This window comes from Rhodococcus ruber (assembly GCF_016804345.1).
Classification (GTDB): Bacteria; Actinomycetota; Actinomycetes; order Mycobacteriales; family Mycobacteriaceae; genus Rhodococcus; species Rhodococcus ruber.
In genome coordinates, this window is sequence record NZ_CP044211.1 from 2,780,249 (window position 1) to 2,799,806 (window position 19,558).

The window sequence follows — 19,558 nt, forward strand, 5'->3', positions numbered from 1 at the left end:
ATGACCCCCCAATCAGATTCGCGTGCGCAGCACTCTAACTCGAGGGGGCGACACGGGCGACGAGCGCGCGGGCGACGTCGCGCACGGGCTCTGTGGGGCCGGTGAACCCGAGCACGCGCAGGGCCGCCTCCGCCAGCACCTCCGGCAGGTCGGCGACGTCGTCCCTGCCCCCGTCCGCCCGGGTGTTGATGGCGGATTCGACCAACCGGAACGGCAGGTCGGCCCGGGGATCGTCGGCCTCGGCTCCGGCGGCGCGAGGGCCGAGGACGGTGACCGCGAGCCGGCGGTAGCACGCGCGCAGACCGGCCCGGGCGGCGTGGAACTGTGCGAACCGGTCGGTGCGGACCTCCGGGAGCAGATACAGCGCACCGAGATTCCACCGTCCCGTGACGAGTTGTGCGGTGTCGAACAGTGCCAGGGCGTACAGCCGTGCCTCGGCCGGCGCGTCGTCGCCGAGCTGCTCGCAGAACGACAGGGTGGGGGCGACGGTCTGCTCGAGCAGCGCCGCGAGGATGTCGTCCTTGGTGGCGAAGTGGTTGTACAGGGAGGCCTGCCGGACGCCGACGGCCTCGGCGACGAGTCGCGTCGAGGTGGATGCGAATCCGCGGGTGGTGAACAGTTCCGCTGCGGCGTCGAGGATCTCGGCGCGTGCGGTGGCACCGGGTCGGCGTGGCCCGTGCAGTCGAGGGCGTCCGGGGCGGGCATGGGTCACGCCGTCGACGATGGCACAGATCCGGCGACCGCGGCCGAGCGGGCGCGCGGTGAGCAGACCGTCACACGGTGGAAACGTCGGTCACGAACTCGTTACGCCGCGGTCATTCGGACAAGACGTGGCCTCGCGAAAACTGTCACTCGACAGTTTTTCGACGGTCATCCGGCCGCCGCACCGCGCACAGAAACGGACACCGCCATGAGCCTGACGCTCACCCGGCCGGCTGCCGCTGCACCGGCCGCCCCGCACCAGGACGCGGGCGACCTGGGCGAATTCGGCTACCAGCAACAGCTGCACCGCAACCTCGGCAGGTTCGCCTCCTTCGCCGCCGGCTTCTCGTTCGTCTCCATCCTCACGACCATCTTCCAGCTGTTCGGCCTCGGCTTCGGCTTCGGCGGCCCCGCCTTCTTCTGGACGTGGGTGGTGGTGTTCGCCGGCCAGTTCACGGTCGCCCTGAACTTCGCCGAACTCGCGGCGCGCTACCCGATCTCCGGGGCGATCTACCAGTGGTCCCGCCGGATGGGCGGCGAGGTGGTCGGCTGGTTCGCCGGCTGGTTCATGATCCTCGCGCAGATGGTGACCGCCGCGGCCGCCGCGATCGCCCTGCAGGTGGTTCTCCCGGCCGTCTGGAGTGGATTCCAGATCATCGGCGACGACCCGTCGCTGACCTCCTCGTCCGGGGCCGCCAACGCCGTCCTGCTCGGGTCGGTGCTGCTCGTGCTCACCACGATCATCAACAGCATCGGCGTGAACTGGATGTCGCGGATCAACAGCATCGGCGTCACCTGCGAGATCGTCGGCGTCGTCGCCGTGATCGGCATGTTCTTCACCCATGCCGTCCGCGGCCCGCAGGTCGTCCTCGACACCGGCGTGCCCGGGGCGAGCCCCGGGTACGGCTGGGCCTGGATCGTCTCGGGTCTCATGGCCGCCTACGTCATGGTCGGTTTCGGCTCGGCCGGCGAACTCGCCGAGGAGACCCGCAACCCGCGGCGGGTCGCCCCCCGCACCATCCGCCTCGCCCTGTCCGTCTCCGCGATCGGCGGTGGCCTGATGATCCTCGGCGCCCTCATGGCCGCCCCCAGTCTCACCGACGGTCGCCTCGCCGCCGAGGGCCTGCCCTACGTGCTCGGCGCCATCCTGTCCTCGCCGTGGGGCACGCTGCTCCTCGTCGACGTGGCCATCGCCGTGTTCATCTGCACCCTGGCCATCCAGACCGCCGCGTCGCGCCTGATCTTCTCGATGGCCCGTGACGAGCGCCTGCCCGCCTCGAAGGTCCTGTCGCACGTCAACGCCCGTACCGGCACTCCCATCGCGCCGGCCGTGCTGATCGGTGTGGTGTGCATCGGCATCCTCGCGGTGAACATGGGCAACAGCGCGATCTTCGCCACCCTGTCGAGCGTGTGCATCGTGCTCATCTACCTCGCCTACCTGATGGTCACCGTCCCGCTGCTGCTGCGCCGGCTGCGCGGCCGGCCGCACGACGCCGCGACGACCGACGCCGACGGCAACCCGCTGTTCTCCCTCGGCCGATGGGGTCTTCCCGTCAACGTCCTCGCCGTCGCGTACGGCCTGCTGATGGTGATCAACCTGTCCTGGCCGCGCGCCGAGATCTTCGACCCGGACGGCACCATGCCGCTGCTGCAGTGGGCCGCGCCGCTCACCGTCGCCGCCGTCGTCGCCCTGGGCGCCCTGTGCTTCCCGCGCCGCACCGCGCACCCGAACCCCGTCACGATCGGAGCCCGAGCATGACCGACACCGCGACCACCCGCGCCGCGAAGGCACACGCCCGAGCGCAGGCCGGCACCGTCACCGCCGGCATGCCCACCGTCCCCGCCTCGGCGCACCCGACCCCACCCGGCGGCCGCACGGCCCCCATGACCTGGGCCGAGACCGTGACCGGCGGCCGCTACACCACCAAGGTCCTCGCCCGCGGCACCCGGCTGCGCCTGCGCGACCTCGACGGCGCCGCCTGCGCCCACCTGCTGCTCTTCCGCGCCGACGCCCCGCACGAGCGCCTCAACGTCGCCGACACCGTCAAGGTGCCGTGGCAGGCCTACCTCGGAGTCGGACATCCGCTGCTGTCGGACCAGGGCCGGGTGCTCGCCACCGTCGTCGCCGACACCTCCGGCCGGCACGACGCGCTGTGCGGCACCACCCACCTGGCCGGGAACACCACGAAATACGGTGCGGGCAGCCTGCATTCGCACGCGCCCGCGGGTCGGGAGCTGTTCACCGTCGCCGCGGCGAAGCACGGCCTGGCCCCCCGCGACCTCCCGCCGTCGCTGTCGTTCTTCCACGGCGTGCACGTCGGCGGCGACGGCGCGCTGACCAGCACCGGCAGCGCCGGGGCCGGAGCCTGCGTCGAGCTGCTGATCCACCTGCCGGTCATCGCGCTGATCGCCAACACCGCCCACCCCCTCGACCCGGCGCCACGTTTCTCCACCACGACCCTCGAAGTGCTCGCCTGGCACGCCCCGCGCGACCTCGACGCCCTGCCGAACACGGACCCCGAATACCGGCGCGCCGTCCTCAACACCGAGGACGCCTGGATCGCCGCCACCGGAACGGAGCACTGATCATGACCTCGACCCTCGACCTGCCCGCCCTCGTGCCCGGGACGGTGATCCGCGACGAGATCGCCGGCGCCCGCGGACCCTGGTCGGCCGTCGTCGCCGCCGGCGACGTGCTCACCGTCGTCGACCTGCACGGCAACCAGGCCGTCGACACCCTGATCTACGACGCGCACGACACCGCCGTCCGCTACAGCGCACCCGCCACGATCGCTGCCCAGCAACACCTGTTCCTCACCACGGGATCCGTGCTGCGCGCCGGCGACGGCGAGGCCCTCATGACCCTCGTCGCCGACGAGGTCGGCAATCACGACACCGTCGGCGGCGCCTGCTCGCAGGAATCGAACACCCTGCGCTACGGCCACCACACGAAGCATCAGCACGCGTGCGTCGAGAACTTCCTCGCCGAAGGCGCCCGGTGGGGCCTGGGCAAACGCGACCTCGTCTCCAACATCAACTTCTTCATGAACGTGCCCGTCGACCCCGACGGCACCCTCGGCATCGTCGACGGCCTGTCCGCCCCCGGCAAGCGCCTCGCACTGCGCGCCGACCGCGACGTGCTCGTCCTCGTCTCCAACTGTCCGCAGATCAACAACCCGTGCAACGGTTTCGACCCGACCGAGGTGCGGATGATCGTCACCCGACCGGAGGCTTGCCCGTCATGACCACCAAGATCACCGTCGACCGGCCCGGCATGCTCACCACCGTCCAGGACTACCCCGGACGCACCGGCTACTGGCAGATCGGGGTCCCGCCGTCCGGCCCCATGGACGACCTGTCGTTCCGCCTCGGCAACGCCTCGCTCGGCAACCCCGACGGGGCGCCCGGTCTCGAATCCGTCATGGCCGGGCCGGCACTGCGCTTCACCGACGCCACGCGGGTGTGCGTCACGGGTGCCCCGGCGACCGTGCGGGTGGACGGCACGGTGGTCCCGCAGTGGCGCCCCGTCACCGTCCCCGCCGGTGGCGTGCTCGACGTCGGAGCCCTCGCCGGCCCCGGGCTGCGCGTGTACGTACTCGTGCAGGGTGGTCTCGACGTCCCCGAGTTCCTCGGCAGCGCAGCGACGTTCACGCTCGGGCGGTTCGGTGGTCACGAGGGGAGGACGCTCGCCGAGGGGGACGTGCTCGTCGTGGGGGAGTCGGCGAGCGGCCCGGCGGTCCCGGTTCCCGCCGAGCACGTCCCGGCCATGACCACCCGCTGGGACATCGCCGTCACCGAAGGTCCGCACGGTGCCCCGGAGTTCTTCACCCGCACCGACATCGACACGATCTACGCCACCGAGTACGAGGTGCACTTCAACTCCGACCGCACCGGTGTGCGGCTCGTCGGGCCGAAGCCGCGGTGGGCCCGGCCCGACGGCGGGGAGGCGGGGCTGCACCCGTCGAACATCCACGACAACGCCTACTCCGTCGGCGCCCTCGACTTCACCGGCGACACCCCCATCCTGCTCGGGCCCGACGGGCCGAGTCTGGGCGGATTCGTCTGTCCCGTCACCGTCGTCGCGGCCGAGCGGTGGAAGCTGGGTCAGCTCGCCCCCGGGCACCGGGTGCGGTTCGTCCCGGTCCGGGCCGAGCACGCCGCGTCGCGGCGGGCGCTGGGGGTGGCCCGCCGGGCGGGGCTGTCGCTGGTGGTCTCGCCCGGTGGGGACGGCGACGACGGCGTGCTCGCCCGTCGCGACGGCGACACCCCGGTGACCTATCGGCGCAGCGGGGACGACAACGTCCTCGTCGAGTACGGCGACATGACCCTCGATCTCGCGTTGCGCGCCCGGGTGCACGCCCTGCACCAGCGGCTCGACGCCGAACGCCCCGCGGGTCTGCTCGAGCTCACCCCCGGCATCCGGTCGCTGCAGGTCAAGGTCGATCCCGACGTGCTGCCGGTGCCGGCGCTGCTCGACCTGCTCGCCGACGTGGAGGGGCAGCTCCCGGCGAGCGACGAGCTCGTGGTGCCGAGCCGGCAGGTGCGGCTGCCGCTCTCGTGGGACGACCCGGCCACTCGTGAGGCCATCCAGCGGTACATGCACGGGGTGCGGGCGGATGCGCCGTGGTGCCCGTGGAACATCGAGTTCATCCGGCGGATGAACGGCCTCGCCTCGGTGAACGACGTGTTCGACACCGTCTTCGCCGCCGACTACATGGTGCTCGGCCTCGGTGACGTGTACCTCGGGGCGCCCGTCGCGACGCCGCTCGACCCGCGGCACCGGCTGGTGACGACCAAGTACAACCCGGCGCGGACGTGGACGCCGGAGAACGCCGTCGGCATCGGTGGGGCGTACCTGTGCATCTACGGGATGGAGGGTCCGGGCGGCTACCAGTTCGTCGGCCGCACGACGCAGGTGTGGAACCACCGGCATCCGCAGCCGGCTGGGCCGTTCGAGGCGGGAACGCCCTGGTTGCTGCGCTTCTTCGACCGGATCTCCTGGTATCCCGTCGAGCCGGAGGAACTGCTGGACCTGCGCGCCGACCTCGCCGCCGGCCGGGGCGGGGGAGTCGAGATCGTCGACGGCACCTTCTCGCTCGCCGAGCACGAGCGGTTCCTCGCGGACCACGCCGCGTCGATCGACGCGTTCCGGCGGGTGCAGTCGGTGGCGTTCGGCGCCGAACGTGCCCGCTGGGAGGCCGGAGGCGCATAGCGCCGGTGTGCCCTTTGGGCTGCTGGGACAGCCCAAAGGGCACACCGGCGGCGCAGCCGCCTGCGCTTGACTGCGATTAGCACGTATGTTCGACTGTCTGCATGCGGTGGGCGGCACAGACTCTCGACGTCGACGACGGCGCGCTCCCGGGTCTCGAACGGGCCGGGCTCGTCCGCAGCGTCCGGACCCCCGAATTCGACGGAATCACCTTCCACGAGGTGCTGTGCAAGAGCGCGCTGAACAAGACGCCCGAGGCCTCACAGCTTCCGTTCCGCTTCACCGTCAACACCTTTCGCGGGTGCTCGCACGCCTGCCGGTACTGCTTCGCCCGGCCGACCCACGAGTACCTCGACCTCGATGCGGGCCGCGACTTCGACAGCCAGATCGTCGTCAAGACCAATGTCGCCGCGGTCCTGCGCCGCGAACTCGCCCGACGGTCGTGGAAGCGCGAGCACGTCGCCCTCGGCACCAACACCGACCCGTACCAGCGGGCCGAGGGCCGCTACCGGCTCATGCCCGGTGTCATCCGTGCCCTCGCCGAGTCCGGCACCCCGTTCTCCATCCTCACCAAGGGCACGCTGTTGCGCCGCGACCTGCCGTTGCTCACCCTGGCCGCCGGGCAGGTCGACGTCGGGGTCGCGGTGTCGCTCGCGATCGGCGACCCCGAACTGCAACAGCAGATCGAGCCCGGCACGCCCACACCGAAGGCGCGGCTGGACCTGATCCGCGCGATCAGCGACGCCGGCCTGCCCTGCCACGTCATGGTCGCCCCCGTCATCCCGTGCCTCACCGACTCGAGCCGGCACCTCGACGACCTGCTCGGCGCGCTCTCCGCCGCCGGGGCCACCGGCGTGACGGTGCTGCCGATGCACCTGCGCGGCGCCACCCGCGGCTGGTTCCTGTCGTGGCTGGGCCGGGAACATCCGGCCCTGATCCGGCGGTATCGGCAGATCTACGGCCGCGGCGCGTACGTCTCGCCGGAGTACAGGACGTGGCTGAAGGGCCGCGTCGATCCCCTGGTGGCCCGCTACGGACTCGGCGCACGCGTGACCGAGCACCGGCGCCCGGCCGCGGCATCCCCGCGGCCGGGCACCGTACCGGCGGATCCCACGCTGTTCTGAATCAGGTGGTTTCCGGGACCCGGACGGCGACGTCGGCGTTCGCTTCCACCGACGGCGCGGGACGACGGCGCTGGCGGTAGATCCCGACACCGACGACGACGGCGGCGAGGGCCGAGGACGTCAGCATCTGACTGCGCGTGCTCTCCAGGGCGACCATGCCCACGCACAGCGCGACGATCGCGGCAATGGTGACCCAGGTGAGGTAGGGGAACAGCCACATCTTCGGTGACAGCTCCCGGCCCTGGGCCTCGAGGGACCGCCGCATACGCAGCTGCGATGCCGCGATGACGAGCCACACGAACAGCGCGATTGCGCCGGAGGAATTGACCAGGAACAGGAACACCGTCTCGGGGTAGAGGTAGTTCAGGCCCACGGTGAGGAATCCGACCACGGTGGAGACGAGAACCGCGTTGCGCGGCACCCCGGACCGCCCGATGCGGGCCATCGACGGCGGGGCGTCCCCGCGGCGCGACAGGGAGAAGATCATGCGGCTGGCGGTGTACAGGCCCGAATTCAGGCACGAGAGCACCGACGTCAGCACGATGACGTCCATGATGGTGGCGGCCGCGGGGATGCCGTAGGAGTCGATGACCGCCACGTACGGGCTCAGCGCCACCGAGGCGTCGTCCCACGGCAGCAGGGTGACGACGACGGCGATCGAGCCGATGTAGAAGATCAGGATCCGCCACACGACCGACCGCACCGCCTTGCGCACCGCCTCGGCGGGGTTGGCGGACTCGCCGGCGGCGATGGTCGCGATCTCGGCTCCGAAGAACGAGAACACCACGACGAGGACGCCGGCGAGCACGGCACCCGTCCCGTTGGGGAAGAAGCCGCCGTGACCGGTGAGATTGCTCATTCCGGGCGCGTCGACGCCGGGCAGCAGGCCGCAGATCGCGAGGACGCCGAGCACGAGGAATGCGACGATCGCCGTCACCTTGATCGCGGCGAACCAGAACTCGAACTCGCCGAACGATTTGACCGACGCGATGTTGGTCAGCGTCAGCACGATCATGAGCGCCAGCGCCCACGTCCACTGGGGCACGCCGGGCATCCAGCGGTTCATGATGACCGCGCCGGCGGTCGCCTCGATGCCCAGCACGATGATCCAGAACCAGGCGTAGAGCCATCCGATGGAGAAGCCGGCCCACCGCCCGATGGCGCGGTCGGCGTACGCCGAGAACGACCCGGTCTGCGGATTGGCCGCCGCCATCTCGCCGAGCATGCGCATCACGAGCACGACGACGACCCCGGCGAGTGCGTAGGCGACCAGCACGCCGGGGCCGGTCTCCCGGATCGCAGCGCCCGAGCCGACGAACAAGCCTGCACCGATGACTCCCGCGATCGCGATCATCGACAGATGTCGCTTCTGGAGCGTGTGCCTCAGTCCGGGTTCGGCACTGTTCGACATGGGATCCCCTTCACAACCAGGTTCGGTATCGAGTGTGATGCACCTCTCGACTGCCTGAGTCTGAGGTTCCGCGTCCGGCGCCGTAATGGACACATCGGCGAGCCGAGGGGTCCGAGGCTCGACGAAACGGCAGATGAGCGCCCACGGCCTGGGGTTTTCCGGCGGTCCGGAGGGCCGCGCGCGGGCCGACTTAACGGGAAGTTAACGGACGCCGTCCGGGCAAAGTCGGCATTTCGCCCGGCGGCCGTACCGCCGCACGGCTACCGCGGCTCGGCTCGCTCCCGCACCAGGATCCACCGGTTGACACCGCCGCGCCTCCGGTACGACAACTCGTCCAGCGCCGCCATGGCGATCGCCAACCCGCGCCCCCGCTCGGCCAGCGCATCCGGCAGTTCGACGGCCTCGAGATCCACCCGGGCCGGCCGCCCCTCGTCGGTGAATTCGGCCTCGAGGCGCTCGGGGAGCGCACGCAGCTGCAGGCTCATCGACACAGCCTGCCCGAGGGCGGCGTGCTCGATGATGTTCGCCGCGATCTCGGCGACGGCGATCTCGAACGGGAAGCGATCCGCGTCCTCGACACGCCCCGCGGACATCATCTCCTCGATCAGTGCGTGCACCCGGGTGAGCGTGTCGGCGTCCGTGACGGTCGTCAGGGTCCAGGAGCGTGTGCCGTCGTCAGTCGCCATCGAACGCGGCGTCCGCGGAGTCGTAGGTGCGCAGCACCCGGTCCAGGCTCGTCAGCGACAGCACGCTGCGCACCTGGGCCGTAGGCGACGCCAGCCGAAGATCACCGCCGGCCTGCCGGGCGGCCTTGAGCCCGGACACCAGTGCCCCGAGCCCCGAGGAGTCGATGAACTCCGTGGCGGCGAGGTCGACGACCACCCGGGCGGACCCGCTGTCGACGAGGTCGCGCAGCTGTTCCCGCAGCCGTGGTGCGGCGACCATGTTCAGTCGGCCCTCGGGCCGCACCACCACCACGTCCGAGCCGGTGGTGCGGGTTGCGAAGTGCGTCATCCGTTTCCTTCCGTGTCGGGCCCGCGGTAGCGGACCGCCGGTATCACCACACTGAGGATCGCCAGGTCGAACAGCACCCAGAACAGGTTGACGCCGACGCCCAGCACCGAGCTCGCACCCAGATACAGGCGCACCACGCCCACCGCCGACGCGAGCACCAGCAGCACCATCGCCGCGATCTGGTAGCGCACCTTGCCCCAGGGCGGCCCGGCACGGCGCTGCCGCGTCTTCGGGGTCACCGCGAAGTCGAGGGGCTTGTGCAGATACACGTTGCGAAACGCCGTCCAGCACGCCTGGATCCACACCGGGAACAGCGCCAGACTGTACTGCTGCCCCCGCCAGGTCGGGGTGCCACGACTGACGACGACGAACAGCACCTGGTTCAACAGCAGGAACGGGACGAGCCGGCCGAAGAAGTCCCAGCTGTAGGCCTGCACGGGCAGGACTCCGAAGATCAGGTAGATCACCGGCGCGGCGATGTAGGCGAGGGCCGCGAATCCCGCGAGGTAGCTCCACATCGTCGCCCAGTACATCAGACGCTGCGCGATCGTCAATCCCCGCTGCACGAGCGGATTCTCACGCAACATCACCTGGATCGTGCCCTGCGCCCAGCGCAGCCGCTGGGTGAGCATCGTGCCCACGTCCTCGGGCGCGAGACCGTGCGCCAGCACCTCGTGGTGATAGACCGACTTCCAGCCCATCCCGTGCAGGCGCATCGACGTGGCCATGTCCTCGGTCACCGAGATCGTCGCCAGCGCCAGCGTCGGCTCCGCCTCGTCGTCGCGGCTGACGTCGACGGCGCGGATCATCGTGCGAATCGACTCGAGCGCCCCGAGCGGCGACCACTCGCGGTCGGCGAGGCGCGACAACGTCGTCTCGTCGAGCAGAACTCCGTCGGCGTCGGACCCGGGGGTGGCGGTCAGGGCGGCGATCGCCTCCAGGTCTGCGCGGATCGATCCGGCGTCCGCGTCGACCACGGCACGTGCGGCCTCGTCCACGCTCTGCTGGAACCGGTAGGTCACCTCGGCGAGCGGCTGTCCCTGCCGGACCGCCGCGCGGGCTGTGCGCACGGCCACCCGCACCGAATCGAGGGCGGCGAGAACCTCCGGCTGGTTCGCGCCGAGCTCGGATCGCGCCCGGTCGAGCACCTTGCCGGCCGTGCGCAGCGCCCGCACCACGCCCTCCTCGACGGCACGGACGTAGCCGGTGATGCCCAGCTGCATCAGCGCCTCGCGGCGCAGGATCGCGTTCGAACCGCAGAAGAATGCGGCATTCCAGCCGTCCTTGCCCTGCTGGATCGGGCCGTAGAACAGCGGGGCCTGGCTGCCCAGCGGATCGGACTCCGGCACGTTGACGAAGTACTGCGGCGTCTGCACCAGGGCCGTGCGCTCGTCCTGGAAATAGCCCAGGGTGCGGTGCAGGATCTCCGGGTCCGGCACCTGATCTGCGTCGAGGACGAGGATGAACTCGCCGTGTGTGTGCAGCAGGGCGTTGTTGAGGTTGCCCGCCTTGGCGTGGCGGGGCTTGTTCGTCCAGCTGGCCGCCCGCGTCATGTATCGGACGCCGAGTTCGGCTGCTGCACTTTGTAATTCGGGTCGCTCACCGTCGTCCAGGATCCAGGTCTCGTGCGGGTAGCGGATGCGCGCCGCGGCCTCGGCGGTCCGTGTCACCAGGTCGACCGGCTCGTTGTAGGTGGTGATGAAGACGTCGACGGTCAGCCCGTCCGGTGCGGCCGGCGGCGCGGCGCGCCGTCGCCACCGCCACATCGTGAGCCCGAACAGCATCGAGTCGATCAGGCTGTACGTCTCGGCGACGACGAGAGGCACCGCGATCCACCACGCGGACCAGTTGACGGAGAACAGCCAGCGCCACACCACGTAGTTCAGGCCGAGCAGTACCGTCGCGGCGATCAGGATCCGCAGGCCCGGCGACGGGTAGCGGTCCGCGCCGGCCGCACTCACGCGTCCTCGCAGCGACGCACGGCGACGACGGTGACGTCGTCCATCGGTGCGTTCCCCTCGGCCAGTGCCCGCGCCGCCCGGGTCAGGTCGTGCGGCGTCGCATGTTCGGCCACGAACCGGTACAGGGCCGCCCGGTCGCTGTGCTCGTCGAGCAGGTCGAGCAGCCCGTCGGAGCAGATCACCAGCGTGTCACCGGGTTCGAGGCGCGTGCACTGCGCCTGCCACGATGTCTCGCGGAGCACGCCGACGGGTAGCCCGGTGCCCGCCAGCGGCGCCACGGAGCCGTCCGTGCGGCGGATCGCGGCCAAGCCGTGCCCGGCGTCGACGTAGTCCACCGACCCGCTCGCGAACTCGACGGCGGCATGGAACACGGTGACGAAGGTGCCGGTGTGCTCGCAGTCGTCCGTGAGGTTCTCGGCCGCGGCGCTCAACGCGGCGCCCGTGTCCAGGACGCTGCATGCCTCGGCGTGGCTGAACCGCTCCATCACCCGGGACGCGCCGCGGAACGTGGAGCGCACCGCCGAGGACAGGATCGCCGCGCCGAGGCCCTTGCCCATCACGTCGGCGACGGTGACGACCAGTCCGCCGCGCAACAGATAGTGGTCGTAGAAGTCGCCGCCGACCACGAACGCCGGAATGCACACAGCCTGCACCTCGTATCCGGGCAGCCCGGTCAACGGTCGCGGCAGCAGCTGGGACTGCATCGCGGCGGCGCGATCGAGTTCGTCGGCGCGCTGCAGTTCCCGCTGCGCCCATTCGGCGAGTTCGGCGAACGCGTCGAGCTGGTCGGGTCCGAGTGTCCGCGGCTCGGTGTCGTAGATGCAGAACGTGCCGACGGGATGACCCGCCGGACCGTACAACGGGTAACCCGCGTAGAAGCGGACGCCGTCGTCGCCGCCGACCCCGGGAATGCCGGCGAACCGGGGATCGGCGGCGGCGTCCTCTACGATCAGCGTCGGATCACCGGGGTGACGGTAGATGCGCGCAATCGTGGTCTTGCACATGCTCTCCTCGCGCGGCACCTGCACGAGGTCGAGCCCCTGGAGGGACTTGAACCAGAGCCGGTCCCGGTCGAGCAGCGCGACACTCGCCATGGGCACCCCGAACACGTGCCGGGCCATGCGGGTGATGTGGTCGAACCGGTCCTCCGGCGGCGTGTCGAGGACCTCGAGCCGTTCGAGGTCGCGCACGCGCTCGTCCTCGAGGTCGTCGGGGATGTGCGAGGTGTCGGTCGTCATGTCAGCGCTGCCTCCGCTGCAGGGCCTCCGCCAGCGCCGCCGCCGATTCCGGGGTACTCGCCAGCCGCCAGTCGGTCTCCTTGTCGTGATCGAACCAGACGAACGCCGCGACGTCCGCTCGATCGTCGAGAAACGAGATCAGGTCGGCGACCCAGTCCGGCTTCGACCCGCCCACGTCGGTGCTGCCCACCTCGGTGACCGCGATCGGCTTGCCCGGCGCGATCCGGCCGAGTTCGTCGAGGGTCTCCTCGAACAGCTCCCGCGGCGACGTCCAGCGGCTCCACGGCTGCGTGGCGCCCCAGTTGTACCCGTCGACCCCGACCACGTCGACGTACTCCGCCCCCGGGTACAGGTCCGCGATCGCGCTGCTGCCCTCGAACGAGACGTTCGGAGCCCACACCCATTTCACGTTGGCCACCCCTTTCGACGCGAACAACTCGTGCACGTGACGCCACGCTGCGACGTAGACGTGCGGCGGTGTCCCCCCGGTCGGACTCCAGGGGTACCAGGTGCCGTTCGGCTCGTGCGCGAAACGCAGGTAGACGGTCGAACCCCACGCGGCGAGCTCGTCGGCCCAGCGGTAGAGGTAGTCGTCGTGCACGCCCGCCACGATCGACGCCATCGTGAACTCGCTGCGCTCGTACCGTCCGTCGCCGAGCCAGCGCCACGGCTCCCACGTGACGATCGGGTCGGCGCCCAGCCGCCGTACCGCGGCGAGTCCGGCGACGGGCGGCGGTGAGGCGAAGTCGGAGAACGACAGCACCACGGTCGGGGGAGTGCCCGCGATCTCGGCGACCCGTTCGAACTCGTCGACGGCGGTCGGGCCGCCGGGCGTACTCACACCGAATCGCAGGCACGCGCCCACCGGCTCGTGCAGCGGCGTGACCACGGCGCCGCAGTCGACGGCCGGCGCGCATCCCACGGCCGCCGACACCGCGACGGCGAGACCCGCCGCGACCGACGCCGGGCGAGCATGTCCGCTTCTCACCGTTCCACCCTCGCATCCCGGACGAACCGCCGCCGGGTTTGCGGCTTCTCGATGCGAGACGACTCGCGTCGATGCGGGGTTCCCGGATCCGTCGGCCGTGTGCAACACGATGCAACGCTGGCCGCACCCACCCCCCGTGCGGTGTGCTCTGAGTCACAAGCCGTTCAGGACGAGGAGCACGCAATGACCGACACACTGACCCCACCCGACGCCGCGCTCGCCGGACCGCAGGAACGGGTCGACGCCTGGCTGGCCGACTTCGAGGCCGCGCTGGCCGCGCGGGACGTCGAGGCCGCCGCGGGCATGTTCGCCACCGACAGCTTCTGGCGCGACCTGGTCGCCTTCACCTGGAACCTCAAGACCGTCGAGGGCCGGGAAGGCGTCGCCGACATGCTCCACGCGCGGCTGCACGACACCGACCCGAGCGGGTTCCGCACCACCGAGCCGCCCACCGAGGACGGCGGGGTCGTCAGCGCCTGGATCGCCTTCGAGACCGCGGTCGGCCGCGGCGTCGGGCACCTGCGGCTGAAGGACGAGGGTGCCTGGACCCTGCTGACCACGATGCAGGAGCTGAAGGGGCACGAGGAGAGCAAGGGTGTCCGCCGGCCCAAGGGTGTGCAGCACGGCGCCGACCGCAACCGCGTCACCTGGTCCGAGAAGCGCGAGGCCGAGGAGCGCGAACTCGGTTACACCACCCAGCCGTACGTCGTGATCGTCGGCGGCGGCCAGGGCGGCATCGCTCTCGGCGCCCGTCTGCGCCAGCTGGGCGTGCCCGCGCTCGTGCTCGACAAGCACGACCGGCCCGGCGACCAGTGGCGCGGCCGCTACAAGTCGCTGTGCCTGCACGATCCCGTCTGGTACGACCACCTGCCGTACATGCCGTTCCCCGAGAACTGGCCGGTGTTCGCGCCCAAGGACAAGATCGGTGACTGGCTCGAGATGTACACCAAGGTCATGGAGGTGCCCTACTGGTCCAAGACCACGTGCACCTCGGCGTCCTACGACGAGACGACCGGCGAGTGGACCGTGAACGTGGTCCGCGACGGCGAACCCCTCGTGCTGAGGCCGAAGCAACTGGTACTCGCCACCGGCATGTCCGGCAAGCCCAACATCCCGACCTTCCCCGGCATGGACAGGTTCCGCGGCGACCAGCACCACTCCAGTCACCACCCCGGACCGGACGCGTATGCGGGCAAGAAGGCCGTGGTGATCGGCGCGAACAACTCGGCGCACGACATCTGCGCCGCGCTGTGGGAGGTCGGCGCCGACGTGACGATGGTGCAGCGCTCGTCGACGCACATCGTCAAGTCCGACTCACTGATGGACCTCGGCCTCGGCGATCTGTACTCCGAGCGGGCCCTGGCCGCGGGGATGACGACGGCCAAGGCCGACCTGACGTTCGCGTCCCTGCCGTACCGGATCATGCACGAGTTCCAGATCCCGGTCTACAACGCGATCCGTGAGCGCGACGCCGACTTCTACGCCCGGCTCGAGAAGGCCGGGTTCATGCTCGACTTCGGTGACGACGGCTCCGGGCTGTTCATGAAGTACCTGCGCCGCGGGTCCGGCTACTACATCGACGTCGGCGCCGCCGAACTCGTCGCCGACGGCGAGATCAAGCTGGCCCACGGCGGCGTCCGCGAGCTCACCGAGAACAGCGTGATCCTCGAGGACGGCACCGAGCTCGAGGCCGACCTGGTGGTCTACGCGACCGGCTACGGCTCGATGAACGGCTGGGCGGCGGATCTGATCGGCCAGGACGTCGCCGACAAGGTCGGCAAGTGCTGGGGCCTGGGCTCGGACACCACCAAGGACCCCGGCCCGTGGGAGGGTGAGCAGCGCAACATGTGGAAGCCCACCCGGCAGGAAGGGCTGTGGTTCCACGGTGGCAACCTGCACCAGTCGCGGCACTACTCGCTGTACCTGGCGCTGCAGCTCAAAGCCCGGCACGAGGGGATCCCGACGCCGGTGTACGGGCTTCAGGAGGTCCACCACCTGAGCTGATCCCGGGAAGCGACGAGCCGCCGGCGCGCACGACGCGCCGGCGGCTCGGCGTGCCGGGGCCTGTGCCGGGTCAGGCGTAGTGCCGCAGGACGAACTCGGTCAGGCCCTTGCGGATGGTCTTGATCGCGTGCTTCTGTCCCTGCCTGAGCATGAAGCCCGGCACCGGGATCTTCGGGTCGGTGGACATCGTCACCCGCACGCACGTCCCGCGCTCGGTGCGCGTCAGGAGATACTCGCCGTCCTGGGAGTGCTGCATCTCGCTCTCGAGCAGCGTCCACGAGGTGGACTCCTCGGTCCACTCGTGCTCGATCACCTGTGTGTCCGAGATGCCGAACAGGGCGAGCGTCATGCGCACGACGCGGGGCCGGCCGTCGTCGTGTCGGGATTCGACCTGCACGTCCTTGTGAGAGGACGACCATTCCGGGATGCGCTCGATGTCGGTCAATGCGCGCATCACCTGCTCGGGCGTCGCCTCGATCTCGAACTCGTCTGACACCGATGCGGCCATATGCCTTCCCACTTCCTGGTCGATTCCCATGCCGGTGTTCCGGATACCCGCCTCGCGGACCCACGACACGTGTTCCGACGAACGAGTCCCCCGAATCGCTCTCGATAGTGACATAGATCACAAAACCGCCGTACGCTGGTCCAATGAGGCACGTGACCACCGGACCCCGGGACCTGCAGGTCGCCGTGGGCGACACCATCGAACTGCACCTGCCGGAGAACACCTCCCGCGACTACACCTGGTGCCCGACCCACATCGGCAAGGGGCTGCTGCTCAGCGACGTGCGATTCGTGCCGTCCCGGAATCCGCTGCCCGGAGCCGGCAGCGAGCGCATCCTCTACCTGCGCGCCAAGCGGGCCGGGACCTGGCCGGTGTCGCTGCAGCTGCAGCGGGCCGAGCACATGTCGGCGGACGAGCGGAGCATGACCGTCACCGTGACCTGACGGACCACCGCTCGTCGACCCCGGCCGGGTGCGGGTCGCCCAGGCTCCGGCAGTGCGCCAGGTAGCGCCGTGCCCAGTAGTGCACCGAGCGATGGTCGCCGGCCGCGGTGAGCCGGGCGAGGGCGCGGGTGCGGTCCACCAGCTGCTCGTGCAGTACCCGTTCCAGGATCGCCACCTGGCGCCGGTCGCCGGACGTCGCGATCTGCTCCACGCAGCGACTCAGGCGCGCAGCCCGCACCGACGCGCGCTCGGGCGGCGCGCCGCCCTCCCGGAGGGCCTGTTCCAGGGCGTCCCGGTAGCCGAGCGCGTACTCCAGTCGGTGGCGAAGCCCACCGAGCTCCACCGGGTCGCAGGTGCGTCGACGACGCGCCTCCAGTACCTCGACCTGCGTCCGCGTCAACTGCAGCACCGCCCGAAAATGCGTGGCCAACGTGCTCTCGTCCATCGTTCTTCCTCGCTCGCCCGTATCGTCACCGTCGAGCAAACCCGGTGGCGCTTAGCTGCGGCTTAGCGCGGATCGGCCACGATCGGGCGGGTACACCCGTTCGCGGGGACTACGCTGAAAGCCGTCCGGTCGCACAGGAGGCGAACGCCATGGCAGGACGTATCGTGCACTTCGAGCTGCCCTACGACGACGGTGACCGCGCCCGGTCCTTCTACCGCGACGCGTTCGGCTGGTCGCTCTCGGACGTTCCCGGCATGGACTACACCCTCGTCACCACGGGGCCCGTCGACGAGACCGGCTCCTCCACCGAACCCGGGTACATCAACGGCGGCATGTTCCGGCGCGACGAACTGAGAAGTCCCGTCGTGACCGTCGACGTCGAGGACATCGACGCCGCGCTGCAGAAGATCGAATCGCTCGGCGGGAAGACGATCTCCGCCCGAATGCCCGTCGGCGACATGGGATTCGCGGCGTACTTCTCCGACACCGAGGGAAACGTGATCGGGTTGTGGGAGTCGAGGCACGACTCGTAGGGGGCCGTCGCTTCGCGGCGTTCGACGAGCGCGGGTGGCATGGGCTTTCCTGGACGCCGACCGAGCACCGACCGCCGGGGCCACCGTCACCCTCGACCGGGAACGGGTCGCCGATCAGGACACCTACCGGTACAGAGCGATCGAGCAACACCCCGGCGGTCACCGCTCGCCCGCATCGTTCACGGTGACGCGCGCCTGTCCAGGATCACGGACGCGGTCGTTGCGATCACCCGGTCCTGGTGGCCGGTCAGTGCGACGAGGACGTCCCGCGCCGCAGGTCCGGGAATCTCGGCGAGCGCCTGCGTGACGCGCAAGCGTGCGGCTGCGTCGAGCGTGCCGTCGAGCACCTCCTGCACGGCTCGGACGACGTCGACCGTGGACGCCGATGCGGCGGCCAGTATGCCCAGAACCTCGGCGGCTTCGACGTCGGCCCGGCCCTCGACGACCATCTCCAGCAGGATCGGCACGGCCTCCCCGGCGCCCCGGGAGCCGAGGGCCACGGCGGCACGGTCGCGCACGGTGGTGTCGCTGTCGTCGAGTGCCTTCTTCAGCAGTGCGGTCGCGTCCGGGAGGTGCATCTCCGCGACAGCGACGATCGCCCGCCGCCGGACGTCGGCGTCTGCCGAGTCCAGCCCGGCGGCCAACTCAGCCAGCCCGGCAGCCCCGGCCCTCGCCAACGACCAGCGCAGCGCCCCGGCGACGTTCGGGTCGTCCTCTGCGAGCACTGCCTCGGCCAGGGCTTCGACGGGCAGCGCGGCGTTCTCGTGCTGCGACAGGACGGCCTGCTGACGGTGGGACCCCGACTCGGAGTCGAACGCGTGCAGCAGTGTGACGATGCGCAGGACGTCCTCCCACGCCTCCGGCGCGGCCGAATCGACCCGCTCGAGTCGCGCGAGCAGTTCCGTCTCGGCGGCGATCCGCGCCCGGGTGTGCCGGATCAGGTCGTGCACCAACTCGGCCGGCGCGAAGTCGAGTTCGTCCAGCGCGCGCTTGGTTTCGTGCAGTGACAAGCCCAGACTCCTGAGACTCTCCACATGGAAGAGGCGGCGGATGTCGTCGGTGGTGTACTCGCGGTAGCCGCCGGACGTGCGGCCCGTCGGCGTCACCAGACCCAGGCCGTCGTAGTGGCGCAGCATGCGAGTGCTCACGCCGGAACGCCGCGAGACCTCACCGATCAACATCCCATCACCTGCCGGCTCGGTCCGGTGCGGTGGCGGCGACCCGTTTCGCCAGCTCCAGCGACAGCGTGAACCCGCTGTCGGGATCGAGGCGGAGCCGTTCGGTGGCTTCCGCATGCGCCCGGATGCCGGGGTCGGAGCTCGCGGTGGCAGCTTCCAGGACCGGCACGGCCGCCTCGTCGAGCATCGCCAGTGCACGGCTGAGGCTGAGCTGCAGGTCGTGGTCGCCTCGTCCGAGTGCGATCCCCAGAGCCGCGGCGAGCCGGCCCTCGCTGCCGGCCGGCACGAGCGCGACAGCGGCCCGCCATGCGCTGCGGGCGACGTCGTCGTCTCCGTCGTGCAGCATCGTCGACACCGCAGGCCAGGCCTTCCGGTCGCCGATCTTGGACAGCGTGTGCAGGGCCTGGCTGCGGGCCTGCGCGGTGCCGGAGTCGAGTTCCTCGAGGAGTCTCGGCACGGTGACGTCGGCCGGGAGCCGGCACAGTGCCCACGTCAACATGTCGCGGACGAAGAAGTCCGGTTCGACGCCGCACCGGTCGACGAGGATGGTCGTGAGCCGCTCGTCGGCGACGGTGCCGGCCTCGAGCGCCGCCCGCAGACGAGTCGCCGGATCGTCACCGGTGAGGGCATCGACGAGGCGAGCATCCGGCTCGCCGTAGCTGGCTGTGTTCATGGGAAGCACCTCCTTCGCAGACCATTCGAGCGCTTGTCACAGTGTGAAGGTCAAGGGGCACGCTCGCCGGCGGGAGCATCCCCCTCGGTCACATCCGCCGTGTGTGGAATCGGAACTGTGCGTGGGC

Annotated in this window: 19 protein-coding genes; 8 read left to right on the forward strand and 11 right to left on the reverse strand. The window is 70.5% G+C overall.

Annotation, left to right across the window (positions count from 1 at the left end; genetic code table 11):
- Positions 1 to 34 precede the first annotated feature (34 nt).
- The gene (locus F1734_RS13055) at positions 35 to 712 is read right to left on the reverse strand and encodes a TetR/AcrR family transcriptional regulator (RefSeq protein ID WP_010595217.1); all 678 of its coding nucleotides are present in this window, start codon (positions 710 to 712) and stop codon (positions 35 to 37) included.
- 198 nt (positions 713 to 910) lie between these two features.
- Between F1734_RS13055 and F1734_RS13060 the strand changes: the two genes are divergently transcribed.
- The 5 genes from F1734_RS13060 to F1734_RS13080 all read left to right on the forward strand — a co-directional run bounded on the left by F1734_RS13060 (position 911) and on the right by F1734_RS13080 (position 7,035).
- Positions 911 to 2,461, forward strand: a complete 1,551-nt coding sequence (locus F1734_RS13060) for an amino acid permease (protein ID WP_010595216.1) — start codon at positions 911 to 913, stop codon at positions 2,459 to 2,461.
- On the forward strand, positions 2,458 to 3,288 hold the full coding sequence (locus tag F1734_RS13065; protein ID WP_203010658.1) for an urea amidolyase associated protein UAAP1: 831 nt from the start codon (positions 2,458 to 2,460) through the stop codon (positions 3,286 to 3,288). Before F1734_RS13060 ends, F1734_RS13065 begins: the two co-directional genes overlap by 4 nt.
- Positions 3,289 to 3,290: 2 nt before the next feature.
- Positions 3,291 to 3,947: an urea amidolyase associated protein UAAP2 gene (locus F1734_RS13070; protein WP_010595214.1), complete on the forward strand. Its 657-nt coding sequence runs from the start codon at positions 3,291 to 3,293 to the stop codon at positions 3,945 to 3,947.
- The gene (locus F1734_RS13075) at positions 3,944 to 5,914 is read left to right on the forward strand and encodes a 5-oxoprolinase/urea amidolyase family protein (RefSeq protein WP_010595213.1); all 1,971 of its coding nucleotides are present in this window, start codon (positions 3,944 to 3,946) and stop codon (positions 5,912 to 5,914) included. The genes F1734_RS13070 and F1734_RS13075 overlap by 4 nt, the downstream gene beginning before the upstream one ends.
- Positions 5,915 to 6,015: 101 nt before the next feature.
- Positions 6,016 to 7,035 (forward strand): Rv2578c family radical SAM protein, encoded by a 1,020-nt coding sequence (locus tag F1734_RS13080; protein ID WP_017681693.1) that lies wholly within the window; start codon positions 6,016 to 6,018, stop codon positions 7,033 to 7,035.
- 1 nt (position 7,036) lies between these two features.
- On the opposite strand, the gene F1734_RS13085 is transcribed toward F1734_RS13080, so the two are convergent.
- The 6 genes from F1734_RS13085 to F1734_RS13110 form a co-directional block, all read right to left on the reverse strand.
- On the reverse strand, positions 7,037 to 8,446 hold the full coding sequence (locus tag F1734_RS13085; RefSeq protein ID WP_119699746.1) for an amino acid permease: 1,410 nt from the start codon (positions 8,444 to 8,446) through the stop codon (positions 7,037 to 7,039).
- Between the two features lie 260 nt (positions 8,447 to 8,706).
- Positions 8,707 to 9,132 carry an ATP-binding protein gene (locus F1734_RS13090; RefSeq protein WP_010595210.1) on the reverse strand — a complete coding sequence of 142 codons (426 nt, stop codon included), beginning with the start codon at positions 9,130 to 9,132 and terminating at the stop codon, positions 8,707 to 8,709.
- A complete protein-coding gene (locus F1734_RS13095) occupies positions 9,122 to 9,460 on the reverse strand; it encodes an STAS domain-containing protein (protein WP_010595209.1) in 339 nt (112 codons plus the stop codon). Before F1734_RS13095 ends, F1734_RS13090 begins: the two co-directional genes overlap by 11 nt.
- Positions 9,457 to 11,421, reverse strand: coding sequence for a glycosyltransferase (locus tag F1734_RS13100; RefSeq protein WP_010595208.1), 1,965 nt, complete (start codon positions 11,419 to 11,421; stop codon positions 9,457 to 9,459). The genes F1734_RS13095 and F1734_RS13100 overlap by 4 nt, the downstream gene beginning before the upstream one ends.
- Positions 11,418 to 12,659, reverse strand: a complete 1,242-nt coding sequence (locus F1734_RS13105; protein ID WP_010595207.1) for a PP2C family protein-serine/threonine phosphatase — start codon at positions 12,657 to 12,659, stop codon at positions 11,418 to 11,420. Before F1734_RS13105 ends, F1734_RS13100 begins: the two co-directional genes overlap by 4 nt.
- Before the next feature lies 1 nt (position 12,660).
- On the reverse strand, positions 12,661 to 13,647 hold the full coding sequence (locus tag F1734_RS13110) for a glycoside hydrolase family 26 protein (RefSeq protein ID WP_017681691.1): 987 nt from the start codon (positions 13,645 to 13,647) through the stop codon (positions 12,661 to 12,663).
- A 183-nt stretch (positions 13,648 to 13,830) separates the two neighbouring features.
- Here F1734_RS13110 and F1734_RS13115 point away from each other — a divergent pair, with 183 nt between their 5' ends.
- Positions 13,831 to 15,651, forward strand: a complete 1,821-nt coding sequence (locus F1734_RS13115) for an NAD(P)/FAD-dependent oxidoreductase (protein ID WP_017681690.1) — start codon at positions 13,831 to 13,833, stop codon at positions 15,649 to 15,651.
- 70 nt (positions 15,652 to 15,721) lie between these two features.
- On the opposite strand, the gene F1734_RS13120 is transcribed toward F1734_RS13115, so the two are convergent.
- Positions 15,722 to 16,159: an SRPBCC family protein gene (locus F1734_RS13120; protein WP_017681689.1), complete on the reverse strand. Its 438-nt coding sequence runs from the start codon at positions 16,157 to 16,159 to the stop codon at positions 15,722 to 15,724.
- Positions 16,160 to 16,302: 143 nt separating this feature from the next.
- Here F1734_RS13120 and F1734_RS13125 point away from each other — a divergent pair, with 143 nt between their 5' ends.
- Positions 16,303 to 16,602 carry a protease inhibitor I42 family protein gene (locus tag F1734_RS13125; RefSeq protein ID WP_017681688.1) on the forward strand — a complete coding sequence of 100 codons (300 nt, stop codon included), beginning with the start codon at positions 16,303 to 16,305 and terminating at the stop codon, positions 16,600 to 16,602.
- On the opposite strand, the gene F1734_RS13130 is transcribed toward F1734_RS13125, so the two are convergent.
- The gene (locus F1734_RS13130) at positions 16,589 to 17,047 is read right to left on the reverse strand and encodes a hypothetical protein (RefSeq protein ID WP_017681687.1); all 459 of its coding nucleotides are present in this window, start codon (positions 17,045 to 17,047) and stop codon (positions 16,589 to 16,591) included. The genes F1734_RS13125 and F1734_RS13130 overlap by 14 nt on opposite strands.
- 149 nt (positions 17,048 to 17,196) lie before the next feature.
- Between F1734_RS13130 and F1734_RS13135 the strand changes: the two genes are divergently transcribed.
- Complete coding sequence (locus tag F1734_RS13135) at positions 17,197 to 17,580, forward strand: VOC family protein (RefSeq protein ID WP_017681686.1); 384 nt, start codon at positions 17,197 to 17,199, stop codon at positions 17,578 to 17,580.
- Between the two features lie 179 nt (positions 17,581 to 17,759).
- Here the strand turns inward: F1734_RS13135 and F1734_RS13140 are convergent, their stop codons facing one another.
- Together F1734_RS13140 and F1734_RS13145 are read right to left on the reverse strand one after the other, a co-directional pair.
- Positions 17,760 to 18,761 (reverse strand): MerR family transcriptional regulator, encoded by a 1,002-nt coding sequence (locus F1734_RS13140; RefSeq protein WP_203010659.1) that lies wholly within the window; start codon positions 18,759 to 18,761, stop codon positions 17,760 to 17,762.
- Between the two features lie 4 nt (positions 18,762 to 18,765).
- Complete coding sequence (locus F1734_RS13145; protein ID WP_010595198.1) at positions 18,766 to 19,431, reverse strand: HEAT repeat domain-containing protein; 666 nt, start codon at positions 19,429 to 19,431, stop codon at positions 18,766 to 18,768.
- Positions 19,432 to 19,558 lie beyond the last annotated feature (127 nt).

Coding starts and splice junctions, on each gene's coding strand:
- F1734_RS13095 (WP_010595209.1), bottom strand. CDS start 9,460: ATGACGCACTTCGCAACCCGCACCACCGGCTCGGACGTGGTGGTGGTG.
- F1734_RS13135 (WP_017681686.1), top strand. CDS start 17,197: ATGGCAGGACGTATCGTGCACTTCGAGCTGCCCTACGACGACGGTGAC.
- F1734_RS13115 (WP_017681690.1), top strand. CDS start 13,831: ATGACCGACACACTGACCCCACCCGACGCCGCGCTCGCCGGACCGCAG.
- F1734_RS13105 (WP_010595207.1), bottom strand. CDS start 12,659: ATGACGACCGACACCTCGCACATCCCCGACGACCTCGAGGACGAGCGC.
- F1734_RS13070 (WP_010595214.1), top strand. CDS start 3,291: ATGACCTCGACCCTCGACCTGCCCGCCCTCGTGCCCGGGACGGTGATC.
- F1734_RS13060 (WP_010595216.1), top strand. CDS start 911: ATGAGCCTGACGCTCACCCGGCCGGCTGCCGCTGCACCGGCCGCCCCG.
- F1734_RS13085 (WP_119699746.1), bottom strand. CDS start 8,446: ATGTCGAACAGTGCCGAACCCGGACTGAGGCACACGCTCCAGAAGCGA.
- F1734_RS13075 (WP_010595213.1), top strand. CDS start 3,944: ATGACCACCAAGATCACCGTCGACCGGCCCGGCATGCTCACCACCGTC.
- F1734_RS13130 (WP_017681687.1), bottom strand. CDS start 17,047: ATGGACGAGAGCACGTTGGCCACGCATTTTCGGGCGGTGCTGCAGTTG.
- F1734_RS13120 (WP_017681689.1), bottom strand. CDS start 16,159: ATGGCCGCATCGGTGTCAGACGAGTTCGAGATCGAGGCGACGCCCGAG.
- F1734_RS13090 (WP_010595210.1), bottom strand. CDS start 9,132: ATGGCGACTGACGACGGCACACGCTCCTGGACCCTGACGACCGTCACG.
- F1734_RS13140 (WP_203010659.1), bottom strand. CDS start 18,761: ATGTTGATCGGTGAGGTCTCGCGGCGTTCCGGCGTGAGCACTCGCATG.
- F1734_RS13080 (WP_017681693.1), top strand. CDS start 6,016: ATGCGGTGGGCGGCACAGACTCTCGACGTCGACGACGGCGCGCTCCCG.
- F1734_RS13125 (WP_017681688.1), top strand. CDS start 16,303: ATGAGGCACGTGACCACCGGACCCCGGGACCTGCAGGTCGCCGTGGGC.
- F1734_RS13145 (WP_010595198.1), bottom strand. CDS start 19,431: ATGAACACAGCCAGCTACGGCGAGCCGGATGCTCGCCTCGTCGATGCC.
- F1734_RS13065 (WP_203010658.1), top strand. CDS start 2,458: ATGACCGACACCGCGACCACCCGCGCCGCGAAGGCACACGCCCGAGCG.